The organism is Propionimicrobium sp. BV2F7, from assembly GCF_000510445.1.
In the GTDB taxonomy this organism is placed as follows: domain Bacteria; phylum Actinomycetota; class Actinomycetes; order Propionibacteriales; family Propionibacteriaceae; genus Propionimicrobium; species Propionimicrobium lymphophilum.
Map to the genome: position 1 here is coordinate 23669 of NZ_AZIS01000002.1, position 18043 is coordinate 41711.

Consider the following 18043-nt stretch of genomic DNA (forward strand, 5'->3'; position numbering starts at 1 on the left):
TAGAGAGAATAAAGTAGTCAAAAGAATCTAGACATGAAGAGTTCCCCGGGCAGGAATCGAACCTGCGTCGCTAAATCCTGATTCAAAGTCAGGCGGGCCCTACCAGCAGACCAACCGGGGAATGCTTAGTGAACTATACGGCATATTAGTTAGATCGACCAATACGAAGTTGTGCCAAACTAGATGTCATGCCTGTAAGTGAGCCAAGCCGTGCCCGACGAATTAAGAAGCGAATGACCAGCGCGCAGCGCCGTGAACAGCTGATCGGCATCGCGCGAGGCGTGTTTGCGCAAAACGGCCTAGACGGAACCTCCGTCGAGGAAATCGCGGCCGCGGCAAACGTCAGCAAGCCCGTGGTTTACGAGCACTTCGGCGGCAAAGAAGGTCTTTACGCCGTTGTAGTCGACCGTGAAGTGCAACGTTTAGAAAACGCCATTCACAGCGCATTAGCCGAGGCAACAACCTACCGAGACACCATCGAAAAGGGCGCTCTGGCATTGCTGAGCTACATCGACGAACACACCGACGGCTTTAGGATCATCAACCGAGATTCGTTAGTCGCAGGAAACCACGGAGGCTTTGCGTCGATCCTCAACGACATCGTGGTCAGGGTCGAAGACTTGCTGATCGAACCGCTAGCCAGACACGGATACGACGAGCGACTCGGCCCCGTTTTCGCCCAGGGATTGGTCGGCCTGGTCGCGATGGCAGGCCAGCGCAGGCTAGAAGATCGCAGCTTGTCCAGGGAGGACCTTGCCAGGCAAGTGACGAACCTGGCCTGGAACGGACTCGCCAACCTGGAGAAAAACGACCTAGCTAAGCCAGATCAATCAGAAGCCGGCGAAGAAGACTGACCAGCTGTTCGCGCTCGGTCTCATCGAGAGTGGCCAGCATCTTCGACTCGAGTCTGGTCAGTTCTCGGATAGAGGCGTCGGCTAGGCGCATCCCCTCTTCGCTTAGCTGCACGTAGACCGTCCTTTTGTCCTGGCCCTTGGTTCGCACGACCAAGCCGCGTTCGCTAAGCCGGGTTATTCGATTAGTCATCGTTCCGCTGGTGACGTAAGTGGCGCTGACCAATTGTCCGGCCGTCATTCGATACGGCTCGCCTGCTCTTCTGAGCGCCGCCAACACGTCAAATTCCCACATCCCTAAGTCGTTAGACGCAAAGATCTTTCCACGCTCGTCCGCCAGCAGTTGACCTAACCTGGTGATTCTGGACCAGACATGCATCGCAGACGCGTCTGAACTCGGCAGTTGCTCATGCCAAGCGGCGACGATTTCGTCTACCTCATCGGATTCGGGTTTCAACCGTTCACCTACTCGCCGTCAGTGTTACTTCTTACGCTCGGCACTGCGGGGCCGCTGACGGCCAGCGCCGATGCCACGCCCATGCAGGAGCCCACGGCCGCCCCTACCTTCCTGGCCGCCCTACGGTCTTTAACCAGAAAAACACAGGTCGGGCCGGACCCGGAAACTAATCCGGACAATGCACCAGCCTCGATACCAGCCTTCAAAATATTTTTCAGATCGGGACGCATGCTCAACGCCGCCGGCTGCAAATCGTTTCTCAGCAACCCGGCTACGGCGTCCACATCAGGGCGTTTAAGCGCCTCGACAAGATCGTCGGGAGAACTCACGTCGCCGTTAGCTCCCATCGCGTCGAAAGTCTCAAAAACGCGTGGCGTGGACAGCCCCTGCCTGTTGGTGGCCAGGACCCAATTGAGTTTCCCAGAATGTGGCAGCTGCGTCAGCTCCTCTCCCCGCCCGAAGCCCAGCGCTGTGCCACCGGAAAGCATGAAAGGCACGTCCGAACCTAGTTCGAGGGCTAAGGCATGGAGTTGCTCGTCGCTGAGATCCAAGCCCCACAGTTTATTGCATGCCAGGAGAACACCAGCGGCGTTTCCGGAGCCTCCCGCCATTCCACCAGCGACCGGAATTTTCTTCGTAATTTCGATGTGCACGCCCATGTCAGGGCTGCCGTGGCGCAGCCGAAGCAGTTTTGCTGCCTTAACTGCTAAATTTTTGTCGCCCAACGGCAGGTTTTCTGACTCGGAACCCGGCATCGTCAAAGTGATGTCAGCTGCCTGCCTGACACTGATCTTGTCGTATAAATCAACCGCCTGGAACACCGTCGCTAGCTCGTGGAAACCGTCCCTGCGTCTGGGTCCGACGCCAAGGCACAGGTTGATCTTCGCCGGCATTCTTACCGTGCAGTTAGTCACCCTCATTATTAGCTCCGATCTGTTCGGCCAACGCAGCGAAGTCTTGCACACGCAATGCCTCACCACGAGCGGTTTCGGGGATACCAGCAGCTTGCAACGTCTCGGCCGCTCGCGCAGAAGAACCGAAGAACTTGTTTAGGCTCGAGCGCAACATTTTCCTTCTCTGGTTGAAAGCTGCGTCCACTAGGGCAAAGACCTGCTTTCTTTCTGCGGTTGTTGCCGGGGGTTCGCGACGAGTCAACCGAACCAGACCCGAGTCGACGTTCGGCACCGGCCAAAACACCTTGGGCGGCACCAGACCGGCCAGTTCGGCGTCGCAGTACCAGGCGAGTTTCACACTTGGCACGCCGTAGATCTTTGAGCCGGGCTCGGCGACCAGGCGATTCGCGACTTCAAGCTGCACCATCACCAAGCCGCGATCCCAGCTAGGAAAGCGCTCCAGAAGCGTCAGTAAAACGGGAACCGAGACGTTATAGGGCAAGTTGGCAACCACAGCCGTAGGCTCGGGTCCGGGCAATTCGGTAACGTCCAGCGCGTCGGAGGTGACCACGCGAAGACGATCTTTCGCGTCCGGCTGCAGGCGCTCGACCGTTGCAGGCAGCAGACCAGCCAACCGCTCATCGATCTCGATGGCTGTTACTTGAGCGCCGGTGCTAAGCAAACCTAGTGTCAGGGACCCCAGCCCGGGGCCGACCTCAAGGACGACGTCGTCTGGCCCGATCTGCGCCTTGCGCACAATCCTGCGAACGGTATTAGCATCCGTGACGAAGTTCTGGCCGCGCTGCTTAGTTGGCCTCAGATCGATGCTCGCTGCCAGCTCGCGCACCAGTTTCGGGTCTAGAAGTTCGCTCATGCTTAATCCTGTTCGATTCCGATTCCCCACTCGCCGCCGTACGCCTCGACCGTGTTTGCGGTCAGCTGGGCGCAGGCCTGAGCTTCGTCCAGCCCCTTTGCTTGAGCCACGAAGCGCAGTGTGTGAGGCACCAAATAGGAAGCGTTCTTCCTGCCCCGCTCAGGCACCGGCGTGAGAAATGGCGCATCGGTTTCTACCATTATTCGATTATTCGGGGTAAGAAGCAGAGATTCATAAATGTGCTTGTTAGCGGGATACGTGACGTTGCCACTGAAACTCAGATAGGCCCCGGCCGCGAGCGCGCGTTTGGCAAATTCCGGGTCGCCGGTGAAGCAGTGGAAGATCGTGCGTTCGGGCCAGCCGACCTCGTCGAGGATGTCAGCTACGTCCACCAACGCGTCCCCGAACTTCCTAGCCTTGCGGCTCTCGGCTCGTCTAGCGTGGATGGCAAGCGCCAGAGAATGTTTTTTAGCGATCGCGATGTGCCTGCGGAAGTTATCCTTCTGCCGTTCGATGGCCTCCGAACCACCATCGAGCGTGGGATCCGTGCGGAAATAGTCCAAGCCCGTCTCGCCTACCGCACGCACGTGCTGGCCCGCCCCCGCTAAAGAATCGATGGTCGAGATCGAATTCTCGTAGTCCTCGTCGCTCAAACCAGGAGCGTCGTTTGGATGAATGGCGACTGCAGCGACAGCCTGCGGATGAGTCGAGGCGAAGCGGACCGCCCACTGCGAGCTATCCACATCGCAGCCAATCTGAACGATCCGATGGACGTTGACCTCAGCCGCAGCCCCTAAAGCGTCGACTGGGCGTAGCATGGAATATTCCTGAGTAGTGTCCAAGTGGGTGTGGGCGTCAATCAGCTCACCCGCAAGTGGAGCCGGCAGCTCCGGCAGCTCGAGCCTCTCTAGGGTCTTAGAGATTTCGCTCACTTAATTATCCTCTTTCTTAGCCGCCAAAGCGGCATCATATAGGCTCTTTCGACGCACGCCTGTTCTCCGCGCCACCTCGGTCACCGCGAAGCTGAGCTTATCGCCCCGCTCGACTAGCTCCATGACCTGTGCGAGTGCCGCTTCGGCATCCGGCGCCTTTTGCTGCGCACCGTGAACCACGATCGTGATTTCGCCCCGCACGTCTGCCTTTGCCCATTCGGCAAGCTCTTCGAGATTGCCCCGCTTGACTTCCTCGTAGGTCTTAGTGAGCTCCCGACAAACTGCAGCCTGCCGATCCGGCCCGAACGCATCGCGCATGTCGGCCAAAAAATCCGCCAGCCGGTGCACCGCTTCGAAAAAAATGAGCGTGCGCTGTTCATCCACCAGCTCGGAGAGTTTCCGACGCCTCTCCCCCGGTTTGCGCGGCAGAAAGCCCTCAAAACAGAATCTATCGCTGGGCAAACCGCTCAACGCAAGTGCTGTGAGCACCGCGGATGGGCCAGGAACCGCTGTAACACGAATCTCTTCCTCGATCGCAGCGTTTACCAGTCGATAACCGGGGTCGCTGACCACAGGCATGCCCGCGTCTGTAATCAGCACCAGGCGTTTGCCCTGCCTGAGATCTCCCAAAAGCCCTGGGATTCTCTCGCGCTCATTACCCTCAAAACAGCTGATCAAAGGAGCATCGACGTGCAAATCCAAACGAGAAAATAGCCGCTGGGCGCGCCTGGTGTCCTCCGCGACGATCACATCGGCCTCACCGAGTGCCCTAAGCAGAGCAGGTGAGGCGTCGGCATCATCGCCAATTGGGGTGGCAGCGAGGACAAGGACGCCGGGAGAATTATCACTCATAACTTTCAGGATACGTTGCATACGGGTTGTGCCCCGAGAAAAATCGCTTATTGCGCCTAGACAGGCCTGCGGAAAGACCGATTGTCCTCACTTAACCTAGACTGACCGGGTGGAGAAAAAATCGACACTGGCAGCGCTCGAAGAGTCGCTAGTCTTAGGAAAAGACCGAGCGCTCAGCTGGATTCTGACGGACCTAGTCGCCGCATTGTGTTTCATCATGCGCCTGGTTAGCCTCTCCAGGCCTTCGAACTTAATGTTCGACGAAACCTATTACGCCAAAGACGCGTGGACTTTGCTTCAGCGCGGCGCGGAGATGAGTTGGCCTGAAGACGCCAACTCACAGGTCGTGTCTGGCAACGTCGACATCTTCACTAACGACCCGAGTTTCATCGTTCACCCACAGCTTGGCAAATGGCTGATCGCCGCCGGCGAGCAAATCTTCGGCATGAATTCATTCGGATGGCGAATCAGCGCGTTGGTTTTCGGCACGATCATGGTGGTCGCGGTTATTCGACTAGCCCGCAGGCTCTCCCGCTCCACCCTGATTGGTTTGATCGCTGGGCTGCTGCTCACCTTCGACGGTCTGCACTTCGTCATGAGTCGAATCGCGCTGCTCGACATTTTCGAGGCGACTTTTACCGTTCTCGCGGTGGCCTGCGTGGCCGCAGATCGCGACTGGTTCCAACTCAGGTTGGCGACGTACCTGCGTCAGAAGGGGGCGGTGAACCTTAACGGAAAGTTTGGTCCGCTGATTTTCTGGCGGCCCTGGCGCCTAGCTGCCGGGCTGATGTTCGGCGCGGCTATCGCCTGCAAGTGGAACGCTGTCTACGTGTTGGCTGCGATGGGGCTGCTATCGGTCGCATTCGATTTTTCTTCTAGAAAGCTAGCGGGAGCGCGGGCCGAGGCGTCGAAGGCGTTGCTGATCGACGCTCCGATCGCATTCGTGAAAATGGTGGTAGTGTCGGCCATCGTTTATATCGCGTCCTGGGCTTCATGGTTGATGACTGACATCGGCTGGGGACGAGACTGGGGCGCCAAGAATCCCGACGATCCACTAGTCAGAGCGCTGGGCGCGCCGCTGGCATCGCTTTGGCAATATCACAAGCAAATTTACGACTTCCACACCGGCGACTTCATGGCCGGCCAGACGCACACCTACGAAGCCCACCCCGCAACCTGGCCCGTTATGGGTCGAACCATCGGAATCGACGCCGTCAACGGGATTAAGCCCGGCACGGACGGTTGTGAGGCTGACGTGGGCAGCACATGCCTGAGGGTTATCTCCGGAATGGGCACCCCCGTGCTCTGGTGGGTCGGGCTAGCGGCGATAATCGCCGGCCTGGTCTTCTGGCTAGCCGGACGAGATTGGCGCTTCGCAATTGTCGTCCTCGGTTGGGCCGTGCCCTGGCTGGCCTGGTTCCCCAACGCCGATCGCCCACTTTTCTTCTTCTACGCGATCATGATGGTGCCATTCACCTGCATCGCGCTGGCGCTCGTCGCGGGCAAAATAATTGGCTCGCCTTCGGCAAAACGAAGGAAAGTTGGCACCTCGATAGTCTTCGGATTCATCATCCTGGTTATTTTGAATTTCTGGTTCATCTATCCCGTTTTGACCGATGAACTGATGACGCGGGATGCCTGGAGCCTGCGAATGTGGTTTAAGAGTTGGATTTAGCGAACTCTTGATAGTCCTAAGGACCGTGACAAGTCGTAACCACCGTCGCCGATTTTCGGGTGAAATGCGGGGAAAATCTTCCTGACTAGGTGAAACGTTTTTCTGTTGCAGAAAAATCTAATTACCGACCACAATTTGTCGTGGGCTCAATCTGGGCGTCCCCAACTGCGCTTTCTTCGATTTGCCGACACAAAATGTGGAGTTCCTATGAATGTGCCCTAAACTTTCGCGTCGGAAAGGTTAGAAAATGGCGATTTGGAAACTGCACAACAACGGAAAACTGCTGCCTGGCGCAGTAGTTCGCCCTGAGGAACGCCTCGGCTGGGGCAAAACAATCGGGCTAGGCGCCCAGCACGTGGTGGCGATGTTCGGAGCCACCTTCGTATTCCCGCTGCTAATGGGCTTGAACCCGCAGCTTGCCGTCATGATGAGTGGTGTCGCAACCCTCATCTTCCTACTGGTCGTCAAAAACCGCGTGCCCAGCTACCTGGGCAGCTCGGCTTCCTTCGTCGGCGTCGCAACCCTCATCTACCAGGGCGGAGGCAACCCGGCGCATGTTTCCGGATCGCTGTTCGCCGTCGGTCTGACGCTTTTCATCGTCGGCCTGATCATTCACTTCGCGGGTTCCCGACCAATTCACAGGCTGCTGCCCCCGGCCGTCACTGGCGCTGTTGTTATGCTCATCGGCTTCAATCTGGCACCCGTAGTCGCGGCGACCTATTGGCCACAGGATCAGTGGGTGGCTTTCACCGTGATGATCGTGGTAACCCTGCTTTCTGTCGGCGCCAGGGGCTTCATCGGCCGAATCGCCATCTTCCTGTCCTTGATCTTTGGCTACCTGCTCAGCTGGATCCTTGACGTCATAGCCGGCCCAGTGGCCTCTCAAGACGGCACCTCCCACCTGCGCGTCGATTGGACGCAGGTCCAGCAGGCTGACTGGATCGGCTTGCCCCCGGTAACAGACCTAGCCAACTGGACCTACGGCGCCACCGATAACGTCGTCGGCCTGCACATGCCGCAGTTCTCGATCGAGTTCATCCTCATCGCGCTTCCCGTCGTCATCGCGCTGATCGCCGAGAACACGGGGCACATCAAGGCCGTCGCCGAGATGACCGGCGAAGACCTGGACGACGTAATGGGCCGAGCAATCGCTGCCGACGGCCTAACCTCCATGCTGGCCACCACCGCAGGTGCCGGCCCCACGACCACCTACTCCGAAAACATCGGCGTAATGGCCGCAACCCGCGTCTATTCCACAGCCGCTTATGTCGTTGCCGCGATCGTCGCGATCCTCTTCGGCTTCAGCCCCAAGTTCGGCGCAGTAATTTCGGCCACTCCCGGCGGTGTGCTGGGCGGCATCTGCGTCGTGCTGTACGGCATGATCGGCCTGCTGGGCGCGAAGATTTGGAAGGAAAACCGCGTCGACTTCGGTAATCCGATCAACCTGGTTCCGCTTTCGGCTGGCATCATCATCGGCGTCGGCAACGTTTCGCTTAACTTCGGCGAGCACTTCACCCTAGGAGGCATCGCGCTAGGCACCATCGTGACCGTGATTGGCTACCACCTGGCCAGGGCGATCGCTCCCCGCGAGATGATTCGTCAGGCAGACGGCGCAGCCATCATCGTGGACGCCCCGGGCGCCTACAAGACCAGCAGCGTGAAGGCTGTTTCCCAGCAAAAGAACGACAAGTAAAGTTAATTTTTAACTCACCCGGTTAGTCGGTCCTCCGTCTAACCGGGTATTCTTTGCGTCATGACGATCGTTGCATTAGTCCGACATGGCCAAACCGATTGGAACGCCACCGGAAAGTTTCAAGGCTCATCCGACATTCCGCTAAATGAGTTGGGCCGAGAGCAGGCCCAGATCGCCGTCCCGTTCTTGCGAGAATTCGCGGAAAAGACGAACAAGGATTGGGACACGCTGCGTTTCTCTCCGCTGCAGCGGGCCAGAGAGACCGGCTACATCATCGCCGACGCCCTTGGCATCGAAGATCGCCGCGTGCTACCGAGCATGGTCGAGCGCGACTGGGGCTGGGCCGAGGGTCATACCCTCGAGGAGATCAACGCCGCGAACCCCGTACTGGCGGGGCTGCCGCAGCGCCAGGCCAGGGAGGGAATTCTCGGCGGCGAGCCGCGCCTACAGGTAATCAACAGGGGCGTTTACGCGTTGCGGTCGATGGCTACCATCGCACCGGATTCAAACATCGTGGTTGCCACCCACGGGTCCGTGCTGCGCTACACGGTCGAGCACCTGATCGCCGAGTCACTTGGCGAGGTGCCGAACCTCGGTGCTGTAGTCCTCAAGGTTGAGATTCGCGATGGCGTAATGTGCACCGAGCGAATCGCTCAGAACTTCTAGTAGATAGCCACCGACCCGCGGGGTCCTGGATGATGTCGATGTCCGTGTCGAAGATGCCGGACAGCACATCCGGCTTCATTACCTCCGCGGGCGGGCCGAACTTCACGATCTTGCCGCCCTTCATGGCGCAGATCCGGTCGGAGTAGGTGGCCGCGGAAATAACCGCGCCCAGCATGATGCCGATGATCGGCACAATTAGCGAAGAACGCAGCCGCACGCGACGCAGGAATCCGAAGAAAACCATCGTGCCGATGAAGGCGAAAATGATCGCAACTGTCATTCTGGCGACCATGGCCGGGCCGGGAAAAGAACGTAATTCACGGGGCCTCGACGTCGTTGCCCTTAGCGTCCTTTACCGCGACGGTTGCTTTATCGGTGTTTGCGGCGCTGCTATCCGCGCTAGGCGTGTTGGAAGTGCAGGCGCTGAGCATCATGGCTATTGCCGCAATCATGGCGACAATGCCAGCTAGTGGTTTACGCATATTGTCTTTCTGCCGGGCTCGTCCGCACAGACGAGCGAGGCGGATTAAACCAAAGCTTTGGCGCCCGGAGACACATTCGAAGAACAATTACAAAGGTCCCTGCGGGCAGACTTAACCTAGCGTGGCCTAAATAAAACCCAATATGCTATGTAGATTCGAGACAAACTCGTTACAAAAATAAAAGAGCGTTCAGCTTTGACAGCTACAACTAGCGAATCCTGAGCAGATTCTCAGACATTTGGCGCTCGTCCAGAACACCAACATGGCTCTGAGCAATGGTGCCGTCAGCTGCTATGAAGAAGTGTGCGGGCACACCAGACACCCCGTAGGCCTTGGACAGTTTCCCGTTCTCGTCAGCGGCGTGGCCAAAGCTAATGCCCATCCTGCTGACGAAGCCACGAACTGTATCTACGTCCTCGCCGACGTATATCGCCAGCACTCGCAAACCCGAGTCTTGAGCAGAATCCGACACCTTCTGCACGCTTTCTAGCTCTGCCTTACAACCGGAGCACCAGGTAGTCTGAAAAACTAACCAGACCGGCTCACCTTGATAATCACTCAGTTTGAAGGTGCTGCCGTCGATAAGTGTTGCCGTGAAATCTGGGGCAGGCTTGCCGACCTCTGCAACGCCCGGCACCTGAGTCTCCACAGACTGAGCGGATTCCTTAGAGGCCGAATTTGTCAACGCAAACGCGATAATCGCCACCAGCGCGACCAAAAGAACGATGGAGACCGTCGCGATCTTGCTGTTTCGTAGTTTGGCGCGCCAGAGGGGTTCGTCGGCTGGATTCGTTTCACTCATCAGGCTTTCGAGTCTAGCAAGGCTCCCCTAAGACGGAAATCGCCTGAGTCTCATACGGGTAACAGCATGGAGGCAAATTTCTGCAGCACACCAAAGACCATGAGAAGCCCTACGCAGATAAGCAAAGCTCCGCTGATCAAAGAGATGGCGACAGAATGAGTCTTAAACCAACCAAATCTGTCGATCACGTTTACGGCACCCACCGCCACAAGGACAATGGGCACTCCGAGCCCCAGACAGTAGGCGATCATCAGCGCCAGCCCGCTCAGCATCGTCTCGGAGGTGGTTGCAAGCGCGATTATCCCGCCCAGCACGGGCCCGACGCAGGGCGTCCATCCGGCGCCGAATACGATGCCCAACAATGCCGCGCGCCCGATGCCGGGCTTGCCCTTGCGCATGGGAGCGCGAACCACCCTATCGAGAAACGGGATGTTGATTAATCTAGCGACGTGCAACCCCATAAGTATGAGGATCGCACCGCCTAATATCCGCAGCACGGTCGAATACTGCCCGAGCACGTTGCCTATCGCACCTATTCCGGCCCACAAACCGATGAAGACGAGGCTGAAGCCGCCAACGAAACCGAGCGAATTTACCACGGCGTTACGGGTGGGGATCTTGTCGTCGGCCACCCCAACCAGCTGCCCGACGAATGCGGGCACGACTGGCAGGAAGCACGGCGACACGAATGAGACGAATCCGGCAAAAAGCGCCAGAGGAAGCGTCACGTTCATGTTAGGACTAGCGCCCGAATAGGCGGCTAGAGCCTGCAGGCTCGCAGATCAGTAACGATGATGGCGCGTGCGCCGAGATCGTAGAGATCGTCCATCAGCTTCTGAGTCTTCGCAGAAGGAACCATGGAGCGCACCGCGACCCAGCCGTCCTTGCTCAGCGGGGAAATGGTCGGTGCCTCGAGACCAGGGGTCAGCTTGATTGCGTCGTCTAGGAGGCCCTCCGGAATGTCGTAATCCATCAGCGCGTAATCGCGAGCGACGAGCACGCCGGAAATTCGCTGCATCAGGTGCTCGAAGAAACCGTTGGCAGAATCAAGCTTTGAGTCAGAGGGCTTGATCAGGATGGCTTCGCTGAACAGAATCGGCTCACCAAAAACATGCAGACCCGCTTTGCGCAAGGTTGTGCCGGTCTCGACGACGTCAGCGATCGCGTCGGCGACACCGAGCTGAATGGAGCTTTCGACTGCCCCGTCTAGGTGAATCAACCTGGCGGAGATACCCTTTTCTTCGAGGAACTTCTCCAGCAGACCGGGATAACTGGTGGCAATCCTTTTGCCATCGAGATCGGGGATGTCCATATCTGCGACAGGGCCAGCAAACCTGAATTTGCTGAGTCCGAAGCCAAGCTGCATGATTTCTTCGGCGTTCGCGCCCGAATCGATCAGCATGTCCCGCCCGGTAATGCCCAGGTCTAGCGTGCCCTCGCCTACGTAGACCGCGATATCGCGTGGGCGCAAGTAGTAAAATTCCACGCCTTCTTCGACGCACCTAAGAACGAGTTCTTTGGAGTCGCTGCGCTGCGGGTAGCCCGCCTCTTTAAAAAGAGTCGCTGCGGCGCCTGACAACGCTCCCTTGTTGGGGACGGCGATTTTAATCAATTTTTTGCTCATACTCTCTCTCGTCGTAGCGCAGTGACTTAACTAAAAAGTTAGAGGTACTTATACATATCTTCGAGGCTGATACCAAGCTTAATCATCATGGTCTGCAAGTGATAGATCAGCTGGCTGATTTCCTCGGCAGCGGCCTCTTTGCCCTCGTACTCGCTAGCCATCCAAACTTCCGCGGCCTCTTCGACAATTTTTTTGCCAATCGCGTGGACGCCAGCGTCGAGCCTAGCTACTGTGCCAGAACCTTCGGGACGAGTTTTCGCGGTGTTGGTTAGTTCTTCAAACAGCTCTTCGAAACTTTTATTCACATCGACAGCCTAGACCAAGGTTGATGATCTAGAAATGTCGGTGACACACCATAAGATTGATTTGAAGCAATCAAGGAGACCGAATGACCAACCCCCAGCAGGGTGATAGAGCCAAGATAAACGGCAAGGCCACGAATAAAGACGAGTCCAGGCAGGCCAGCGAATACGAACGCAGCGGCAATGCCTCGACGTCACGGCCCGACTCCCCCTTAGAGTCACCGCGCCCGTGGCACACCGAGGGCCTGCCGAAAAACGACAAGAAGAAACCCAAGCGCTGGATCTTCTGGGTCTGTGCCGCAGCCTTGTTTGCGCTCATCTGGGGAATATTTAGCTGGCAGGACGCGCGCAACGCTCCTCCGTCGATCGCCTACACGGAATTTAGCGCCCAAGTAAAAGCCGGCAACGTCAAGGAAATCTACGCAAAAGGCGACACCATCCAGGGCGAGCTGAAGGCTGCCCGGCCGATCCCGAACGAGGACGGCAGCAAGTCGGACAGGGAATATGCCAAGTTCACCACCGAGCGGCCGACCTTCGCTAAGGACGATCCGCTCGCCAAGCTTGCTGCCAGCGACGGAATCGTCAAGGCAACCCCAGTCATAGATCAGCGCGGTCCGATCGTTAACTTCGTCGGCACCATGCTTATGTGGGGCATCCTGATCGGAATTGCGATCTGGTTCTTCCGCAGGATGAATCGCACAGGTCCGTTCGGCATGGGCCGCGAGGTCAAGCCCATCGAGCAGAGCAACGTTAGGGTCAATTTTGACGACGTGGCCGGCATCGACGAGGTCGAGGCCCAGGTCGGCGAAATCGTCGATTTCTTAAAGAACCCGTCTAAGTACGCCAAGCTGGGCGCGCGGGCACCTAAGGGCGTGCTGCTCGAAGGCGCGCCCGGCACTGGTAAAACACTGCTTGCTCGCGCAACAGCTGGCGAGGCCGAGGTGCCTTTCTTCAGCGCGTCGGCCAGCGAATTCATCGAGATGATCGTCGGTGTCGGCGCACAGCGCGTCCGTCAGCTCTTCGAAGAGGCCCGCAAAGTTGCGCCCGCGATCATCTTCATCGACGAAATCGACGCGATCGGCCGCAGCCGCGGTTCGGCCCGTGTGTCCGGCGGGAACGACGAGCGCGAGCAGACTCTTAACCAGATCCTCACGGAGATGGATGGCTTCGACGGCACGGAGGGCGTCATCGTCATCGGTGCGACAAACCGGGCGGACGTCTTAGATAATGCGCTGACCAGGCCGGGACGCTTCGACCGGGTCATCACCGTGAACGCACCGGACATGGGTGGTCGAGAGCAGATCCTCAAGGTCCACACCCGTAAGATTCCGCTTGCCGACGACGTGGATCTGCATCGCATCGCATCCGTAACGCCTGGAGCCACCGGCGCGGACCTAGCCAACCTTGCTAACGAGGCAGCCCTGCAGGCGGCTCGCCGCGAGGACGAGTCGGTGCGGCACACCGATTTCATGAATGCGCTAGAACAGATCCAGCTGGGCGTAGAGCGCAACGTTGTAATCCCCGAGGAGGAGCGCCGTCGCACCGCCTACCACGAATCCGGGCACGCGCTTCTCGGCATGTTGCGCAAGGGTGCAGACCCGGTGCGTAAGGTCTCGATCATCCCTAGAGGTCAGGCTTTGGGCGTCACGCTTTCCACCCCGGACGCTGACCGCTACGGCTACGACGAAGACTACCTGCGCGGGCGAATCATCGGCGCGCTCGGCGGCATGGCCGCAGAGAACGCTATCTACGGCGTGGTCACCACCGGCGCTGAATCCGATCTGCGACAGGCAACCGCCATCGCCCGTCAGATGGTCGGCAAGTGGGGCATGAGTGAAAAGGTCGGCCCCATGACAGTGTTAATCGATGACGCAGATCCCCGCACTATCGGAATCTCTGATGTTACGCTTCGCACGGTCGACGAAGAGGTCCGCAGGATTATCGCGGAATGCCAGGAGCAGGCGGTCCGGATGCTTGAGGATCACCGCGATCAGCTTTGCGCTATCGCGGAGGAGCTCATGGTCAAGGAGACCCTAAACGAGGAAGAGGTCTACGCAGTGGCGGGCATCGAGCGTCCCGGTAACCGTCCGGCCCGAGCGGAGGATTCCGCACAGTAGGCAGCCCTAGTCCCAACGGACACCCAGCAGGGCGTCGACCGCGTCAGCGACCTTGGCTGGGGCCTGGGTGTCTTCTCCGTCACCAGCTAAAACAGCGGACGTCCACTCGTCGATTACGCGGAGCGCCTTAGGCGTGTCCAAGTTGTTGCGAACCGCCTTACGGAGTTCCTGGATGACTGGCTTGGCCGCGGTGCCCTTACCTGCGCAGAAAGCGGCCTTCCAGGCGTCGGCTCTGCGATTTGCCGCTTCCATGTCGCTGGCGAACCACTCCCAGTCGCTCTGGTAGTGGTGGTTGAGTAGGGCCAGACGGATGGCCATCGGGTCCTCTCCCCTAGCGCGCAGCCTGGAGACCAGTTCCAGATTACCCTTCGACTTGCTCATTTTTTCTCCGTCGAGGCCGACCATCCCGGCGTAGACGAAGTCGTGAGCGAAATCCTCTCCGCTAACAGCGAGCGACTGCGCATTGCACATCTCGTGGTGTGGGAAGATCAGGTCGCTACCGCCGCCCTGAACGCACAGATTGGCGCCTAATCGGTTGAGCGCGATCGCAGTGCACTCGATGTGCCACCCCGGCCTGCCCTTACCAAGCGAGGATTCCCAGCTGGGCTCGCCCGGCCTCTCCAGTCGCCAGACTAGAGCGTCGAGGGGGTCTTCCTTGCCCGGGCGTTCTGGATCTCCGCCGTGCTCGGCGAATTCGGGTAGCATCTGGGCGCGATTCAAATGGCTGATTTTGCCGAATCCTGGAACTTTAGAACAACGGAAATACCAGTCCGGGTATTCGTCGTCTAACTGATAGACCAAACCCTTCTCTTTGAGGTTGAGGACCATCTCCTCAACCTCGTCCATGATCTCCGAAACCGGAACAAGGTGGTCTGGCGGCAGGACCCTCAAGGCCTCCATGTCCGTGCTGAAAAGCTGCATCTGATCGGTCGCGAGTTCTAGCCAGTCTTGGCCGGTGGCGTCCGCACGCTCAAGCAGCGGGTCGTCAACGTCCGTGATGTTCTGCACGTATTTGACGTCAAGGCCGGCATCGCGCCAGGCGCGATTCATTGTGTCGAAAGTCAGGTAGGTGAACGCGTGGCCCAGGTGGGTTGCGTCGTATGGGGTGATTCCACACACGTAGAGCTTGGCGGTGCCGGTTTCAGGGCCGACATTCTTAATCTTCAAGGATCTAGCGTCGAACGCGCTGACCCTCTCGGGGATCTGCTCGCAATCGATTAGGGGAACTTTTGGGGCAGGCCATGAGTGCATGTATTCAACCTATCTGATCGTAAAAACTTAGATTTCGGTCATGCGCCTGAAGCCGTTGGCGCTCGGGCAGACGTGGCCTCTAGCAGTCAGCGGCTGGCCACAAAACGGGCATACTTGCGTGTTCAGATCAACTATCTTCCTGACTCTGGCAGCAAATTCTCTTGCCTGCCTGAGCGTGATGAATGCCTGCAGCACACAGGCCGCGCCGTGGTTTGCGTCGTCGAAGTGGCCGTATTCGAATAGCTCAACATGTAGGTATTGGTTGTCAGGTTGCCAGCTAATTGCCATCGTTCCTGCAATGAAATCGGCTTCTAGCGGCACGTCCAACGGACGGTCGTCTTTGGGGCTCTTCTGCAGCACCGGCATGCCCTCGATAAGCCCGTACTCGTCTAATTTGTCGAGTACTGCGTCGATGTGGTCGCTCAGGCTAGCCAACTGTTGCGGCTGGCAAACCACATTCGTAACGCGGTTTCCTTTGCGTGCTTGAAGGTAGTAGACCCTGTGCCCGCGCTCGCCAACGAGCCCGGCGACGAACCTGTCCGGGTTTTCATAGCTGTGGCGATCCAGCGCGGATAAATCCATAAAATTTAGCGTAGGCCGAATATCGGCTTGCCGTAGTGATAAATCTAAACAGATCGGAAAACTAGTAAGCTAACCCAGGTCAAAGAGCTTTTTTATCTCGAAAGGACGCCAATGAGCTGGTTTGAGGCTATATGGCTAGGAATTATTCAAGGTCTGACGGAATTCCTGCCGATCAGTTCTAGCGCTCACCAATTCATCTTCGGTCAGTTGGCGATGGGCGGGCGAGACCCTGGAGCGGCGTTCACCGCCGTCACCCAGCTCGGCACCGAGACAGCGGTGATCGTCTACTTCTTCAGTGACATTGTCCGCATCATCAAGCACTGGGGACTGTCGCTGGTCGGAAAGATTGATCGCAGCGACCCGGACGCACGAATGGGTTGGCTCGTCATCATTGGCACTTTACCTATCGGCATTCTGGGGATCATCTTCCAGGACGCAATCGACACTCACCTGCGCAACCTGTGGCTGACTGTCGCAATGCTCGCCGGCGTTGGCATCGTTTTGGGCGTTGCAGACCGTTTCGCGATCGCTCACCAGACGAAAACCCTTGACCAGTTGAGCTTGAAAGACGGCATCATCTACGGGTTCTGTCAGGCATGCGCGTTGATTCCCGGCGTATCGCGTTCCGGTGGCACGATCTCCGGCGGTCTCTTCTTGGGCTACACACGCGAGGCTGCGACCCGCTACTCCTTCTTGCTTGCCATTCCCGCGATTTACTCGTCCGGCCTGTTCAAGCTCAAGGATATCGGTGACGATGCCTGCGTACGTTGGGGCCCGACGATCCTCGCGACGGTCATCTCGTTCGTCATCGGTTACGCCGTAATCGCGTGGCTGATCCGTTACATCACCACCCACAGCTTCAAGCCGTTCGTCATCTACCGCATCGGTCTGGCACTCGTTCTGGCGATTCTCTTGGCACTTGGAGTGCTAGATCCGGTTTCTACCCAGGTAACCTGTGGTGCATGATGCGCAAACGTCAGGTGGGTAACAGCGGCCTAGTAGTTAGCGATCTAGGCCTCGGCACTATGACATGGGGTTCTTCCGTCGACGCTGACGAAGCCGGCGACCTGGTTGCCGAGTTCGTTTCAAACGGCGGCAACCTCATCGACACCGCGCCCGCCTACGGCGGAGGATTCGCAGAGCAGACGCTAGGCCAAATAATGCGAGACGTCGTCAGCCGCGACGACATCGTGATCGCGACTAAGGCTGGTTTCGGCACGCACGGGACGTCTCAGACCATCGACACTTCTCGTCGCGCTTTGCTCGATGACCTTGCAGGTTCGCTTCGCCGCCTCGGCACCGACCACATCGATCTCTGGCAGATCCACGCCTGGGGTGACGCACCTCTCGAGGAGAGCCTGGCAGCAATCGATCACGCCGTGGGCACGGGCATGGCGCTATACGCCGGAATATGCAACTTCATCGGTTGGCAAACCAGCGCCGCGGCGATGTGGCAGAAGGCCGTGCCCGGAAGGGTCCCGCTGGTCAGTGGCCAAATTGAATACTCGCTTCTCGCACGAAGGGCCGAGATCGAGGTGCTGCCCGCATTGCGATATCACCAGATGGGGTTCTTCCCTTGGTCGCCGCTAGGCAGGGGCGTTCTGACCGGGAAGTACTCAAATGGCACTCCGAGGGATTCCCGAGGTGCCAAGGACAACCTGTCTTGGTTTGTCGAGCCTTACCTCGACCAGCGTTCTCGGGCAGTCGTAGAGGCCGTAAAGAAGGCCGGCAGCGGCCTAGACCTAACGCCTTCGCAGGTGGCTCTTTTGTGGGTTAGGGACGCCCCTGGCGTCACCGCTCCCCTGCTTGGCGCTAGGACGGTCGAGCAGCTCAGCGGACTTCTAGATGTTGCCGGAAAAACGCTTCCGGAACCGATCGTTTCTGCCCTCGACGACGTCACGGGTGGCCAAAACCAGCTCAGAAAATAGATTTCGGCATATTAGTTACGCAAAGGTTCTTCACCGGAGGTTCAAAGACTTAGCCTGCTTAG

General features: G+C 58.1%; 20 protein-coding genes and 1 tRNA gene. 7 read left to right on the top strand and 14 right to left on the bottom strand.

Annotated elements, in window-relative coordinates:
* Positions 1 to 41: 41 nt before the first annotated feature.
* Positions 42 to 121 (bottom strand) — tRNA-Gln (locus tag HMPREF1255_RS00130).
* A 112-nt stretch (positions 122 to 233) separates the two neighbouring features.
* Between HMPREF1255_RS00130 and HMPREF1255_RS00135 the strand changes: the two genes are divergently transcribed.
* Positions 234 to 854, top strand: coding sequence for a TetR/AcrR family transcriptional regulator (locus tag HMPREF1255_RS00135; protein ID WP_231477431.1), 621 nt, complete (start codon positions 234 to 236; stop codon positions 852 to 854).
* Here HMPREF1255_RS00135 and HMPREF1255_RS00140 read toward each other — a convergent pair.
* From HMPREF1255_RS00140 to rsmI, 5 genes are read right to left on the bottom strand one after another with little or no spacing between them, the layout of a single operon-like run.
* Positions 817 to 1308: a MarR family winged helix-turn-helix transcriptional regulator gene (locus HMPREF1255_RS00140; RefSeq protein WP_024110473.1), complete on the bottom strand. Its 492-nt coding sequence runs from the start codon at positions 1306 to 1308 to the stop codon at positions 817 to 819. The two genes, HMPREF1255_RS00135 and HMPREF1255_RS00140, sit on opposite strands and share 38 nt — an antisense overlap.
* Positions 1309 to 1316: 8 nt before the next feature.
* Positions 1317 to 2228 carry a 4-(cytidine 5'-diphospho)-2-C-methyl-D-erythritol kinase gene (locus HMPREF1255_RS00145; RefSeq protein WP_024110431.1) on the bottom strand — a complete coding sequence of 304 codons (912 nt, stop codon included), beginning with the start codon at positions 2226 to 2228 and terminating at the stop codon, positions 1317 to 1319.
* A complete protein-coding gene (gene rsmA, locus HMPREF1255_RS00150) occupies positions 2215 to 3075 on the bottom strand; it encodes a 16S rRNA (adenine(1518)-N(6)/adenine(1519)-N(6))-dimethyltransferase RsmA (RefSeq protein ID WP_016455626.1) in 861 nt (286 codons plus the stop codon). Before rsmA ends, HMPREF1255_RS00145 begins: the two co-directional genes overlap by 14 nt.
* A gap of 2 nt (positions 3076 to 3077) precedes the next feature.
* Positions 3078 to 4007 carry a TatD family hydrolase gene (locus HMPREF1255_RS00155; protein ID WP_024110388.1) on the bottom strand — a complete coding sequence of 310 codons (930 nt, stop codon included), beginning with the start codon at positions 4005 to 4007 and terminating at the stop codon, positions 3078 to 3080.
* Complete coding sequence (gene rsmI / locus HMPREF1255_RS00160) at positions 4008 to 4859, bottom strand: 16S rRNA (cytidine(1402)-2'-O)-methyltransferase (RefSeq protein ID WP_036916625.1); 852 nt, start codon at positions 4857 to 4859, stop codon at positions 4008 to 4010. It abuts the gene before it with no gap.
* Between the two features lie 109 nt (positions 4860 to 4968).
* On the opposite strand from rsmI, the gene HMPREF1255_RS00165 reads away from it, so the two are divergent.
* The 3 genes from HMPREF1255_RS00165 (at position 4969) to HMPREF1255_RS00175 (ending at position 8893) form a co-directional block, all read left to right on the top strand.
* The gene (locus HMPREF1255_RS00165) at positions 4969 to 6534 is read left to right on the top strand and encodes a dolichyl-phosphate-mannose--protein mannosyltransferase (RefSeq protein ID WP_024110478.1); all 1566 of its coding nucleotides are present in this window, start codon (positions 4969 to 4971) and stop codon (positions 6532 to 6534) included.
* Between the two features lie 247 nt (positions 6535 to 6781).
* On the top strand, positions 6782 to 8227 hold the full coding sequence (locus tag HMPREF1255_RS00170; protein ID WP_024110381.1) for a uracil-xanthine permease family protein: 1446 nt from the start codon (positions 6782 to 6784) through the stop codon (positions 8225 to 8227).
* A gap of 60 nt (positions 8228 to 8287) precedes the next feature.
* Positions 8288 to 8893 (top strand): histidine phosphatase family protein, encoded by a 606-nt coding sequence (locus HMPREF1255_RS00175; protein WP_024110470.1) that lies wholly within the window; start codon positions 8288 to 8290, stop codon positions 8891 to 8893.
* Here the strand turns inward: HMPREF1255_RS00175 and HMPREF1255_RS09880 are convergent.
* The 6 genes from HMPREF1255_RS09880 to HMPREF1255_RS00200 all read right to left on the bottom strand — a co-directional run bounded on the left by HMPREF1255_RS09880 (position 8835) and on the right by HMPREF1255_RS00200 (position 12106).
* Complete coding sequence (locus tag HMPREF1255_RS09880) at positions 8835 to 9173, bottom strand: hypothetical protein (protein WP_197016950.1); 339 nt, start codon at positions 9171 to 9173, stop codon at positions 8835 to 8837. The two genes, HMPREF1255_RS00175 and HMPREF1255_RS09880, sit on opposite strands and share 59 nt — an antisense overlap.
* Before the next feature lie 37 nt (positions 9174 to 9210).
* Positions 9211 to 9375, bottom strand: coding sequence for a hypothetical protein (locus HMPREF1255_RS09715; protein WP_024110489.1), 165 nt, complete (start codon positions 9373 to 9375; stop codon positions 9211 to 9213).
* 208 nt (positions 9376 to 9583) lie between these two features.
* On the bottom strand, positions 9584 to 10177 hold the full coding sequence (locus tag HMPREF1255_RS09265) for a peroxiredoxin (protein WP_024110452.1): 594 nt from the start codon (positions 10175 to 10177) through the stop codon (positions 9584 to 9586).
* A gap of 50 nt (positions 10178 to 10227) precedes the next feature.
* Positions 10228 to 10911: a cytochrome c biogenesis CcdA family protein gene (locus HMPREF1255_RS00190; protein ID WP_024110509.1), complete on the bottom strand. Its 684-nt coding sequence runs from the start codon at positions 10909 to 10911 to the stop codon at positions 10228 to 10230.
* A 26-nt stretch (positions 10912 to 10937) separates the two neighbouring features.
* Positions 10938 to 11801: an ATP phosphoribosyltransferase gene (gene hisG, locus HMPREF1255_RS00195; RefSeq protein WP_024110390.1), complete on the bottom strand. Its 864-nt coding sequence runs from the start codon at positions 11799 to 11801 to the stop codon at positions 10938 to 10940.
* 38 nt (positions 11802 to 11839) lie between these two features.
* Complete coding sequence (locus HMPREF1255_RS00200) at positions 11840 to 12106, bottom strand: phosphoribosyl-ATP diphosphatase (protein WP_016455615.1); 267 nt, start codon at positions 12104 to 12106, stop codon at positions 11840 to 11842.
* A gap of 83 nt (positions 12107 to 12189) precedes the next feature.
* Between HMPREF1255_RS00200 and ftsH the strand changes: the two genes are divergently transcribed.
* Entirely contained in the window at positions 12190 to 14220 is a 2031-nt protein-coding gene (gene ftsH, locus HMPREF1255_RS00205; RefSeq protein ID WP_016455614.1) for an ATP-dependent zinc metalloprotease FtsH, read from the top strand.
* Positions 14221 to 14226: 6 nt separating this feature from the next.
* On the opposite strand, the gene mshC is transcribed toward ftsH, so the two are convergent.
* Positions 14227 to 15471, bottom strand: coding sequence for a cysteine--1-D-myo-inosityl 2-amino-2-deoxy-alpha-D-glucopyranoside ligase (mshC, locus tag HMPREF1255_RS00210; protein ID WP_024110414.1), 1245 nt, complete (start codon positions 15469 to 15471; stop codon positions 14227 to 14229).
* A gap of 27 nt (positions 15472 to 15498) precedes the next feature.
* Positions 15499 to 16053 (bottom strand): DUF3090 domain-containing protein, encoded by a 555-nt coding sequence (locus HMPREF1255_RS00215; protein WP_024110480.1) that lies wholly within the window; start codon positions 16051 to 16053, stop codon positions 15499 to 15501.
* A gap of 111 nt (positions 16054 to 16164) precedes the next feature.
* Between HMPREF1255_RS00215 and HMPREF1255_RS00220 the strand changes: the two genes are divergently transcribed.
* Both HMPREF1255_RS00220 and HMPREF1255_RS00225 read left to right on the top strand, forming a co-directional pair.
* A complete protein-coding gene (locus HMPREF1255_RS00220) occupies positions 16165 to 17019 on the top strand; it encodes an undecaprenyl-diphosphate phosphatase (protein ID WP_024110506.1) in 855 nt (284 codons plus the stop codon).
* The gene (locus HMPREF1255_RS00225; RefSeq protein ID WP_036916636.1) at positions 17019 to 17981 is read left to right on the top strand and encodes an aldo/keto reductase; all 963 of its coding nucleotides are present in this window, start codon (positions 17019 to 17021) and stop codon (positions 17979 to 17981) included. The genes HMPREF1255_RS00220 and HMPREF1255_RS00225 overlap by 1 nt, the downstream gene beginning before the upstream one ends.
* Positions 17982 to 18043 lie beyond the last annotated feature (62 nt).

Bases quoted from the DNA above. Each gene is read 5' to 3' on its own strand.
- HMPREF1255_RS00190 (WP_024110509.1), bottom strand. From the start codon at position 10,911: ATGAACGTGACGCTTCCTCTGGCGCTTTTTGCCGGATTCGTCTCATTC.
- HMPREF1255_RS00170 (WP_024110381.1), top strand. From the start codon at position 6,782: ATGGCGATTTGGAAACTGCACAACAACGGAAAACTGCTGCCTGGCGCA.
- HMPREF1255_RS00145 (WP_024110431.1), bottom strand. From the start codon at position 2,228: ATGAGGGTGACTAACTGCACGGTAAGAATGCCGGCGAAGATCAACCTG.
- HMPREF1255_RS09715 (WP_024110489.1), bottom strand. From the start codon at position 9,375: ATGCGTAAACCACTAGCTGGCATTGTCGCCATGATTGCGGCAATAGCC.
- hisG (WP_024110390.1), bottom strand. From the start codon at position 11,801: ATGAGCAAAAAATTGATTAAAATCGCCGTCCCCAACAAGGGAGCGTTG.
- HMPREF1255_RS09265 (WP_024110452.1), bottom strand. From the start codon at position 10,177: ATGAGTGAAACGAATCCAGCCGACGAACCCCTCTGGCGCGCCAAACTA.
- rsmA (WP_016455626.1), bottom strand. From the start codon at position 3,075: ATGAGCGAACTTCTAGACCCGAAACTGGTGCGCGAGCTGGCAGCGAGC.
- HMPREF1255_RS00215 (WP_024110480.1), bottom strand. From the start codon at position 16,053: ATGGATTTATCCGCGCTGGATCGCCACAGCTATGAAAACCCGGACAGG.
- HMPREF1255_RS00220 (WP_024110506.1), top strand. From the start codon at position 16,165: ATGAGCTGGTTTGAGGCTATATGGCTAGGAATTATTCAAGGTCTGACG.
- HMPREF1255_RS00225 (WP_036916636.1), top strand. From the start codon at position 17,019: ATGCGCAAACGTCAGGTGGGTAACAGCGGCCTAGTAGTTAGCGATCTA.
- HMPREF1255_RS00135 (WP_231477431.1), top strand. From the start codon at position 234: ATGACCAGCGCGCAGCGCCGTGAACAGCTGATCGGCATCGCGCGAGGC.
- rsmI (WP_036916625.1), bottom strand. From the start codon at position 4,859: ATGAGTGATAATTCTCCCGGCGTCCTTGTCCTCGCTGCCACCCCAATT.
- HMPREF1255_RS00175 (WP_024110470.1), top strand. From the start codon at position 8,288: ATGACGATCGTTGCATTAGTCCGACATGGCCAAACCGATTGGAACGCC.
- mshC (WP_024110414.1), bottom strand. From the start codon at position 15,471: ATGCACTCATGGCCTGCCCCAAAAGTTCCCCTAATCGATTGCGAGCAG.
- ftsH (WP_016455614.1), top strand. From the start codon at position 12,190: ATGACCAACCCCCAGCAGGGTGATAGAGCCAAGATAAACGGCAAGGCC.
- HMPREF1255_RS09880 (WP_197016950.1), bottom strand. From the start codon at position 9,173: ATGACAGTTGCGATCATTTTCGCCTTCATCGGCACGATGGTTTTCTTC.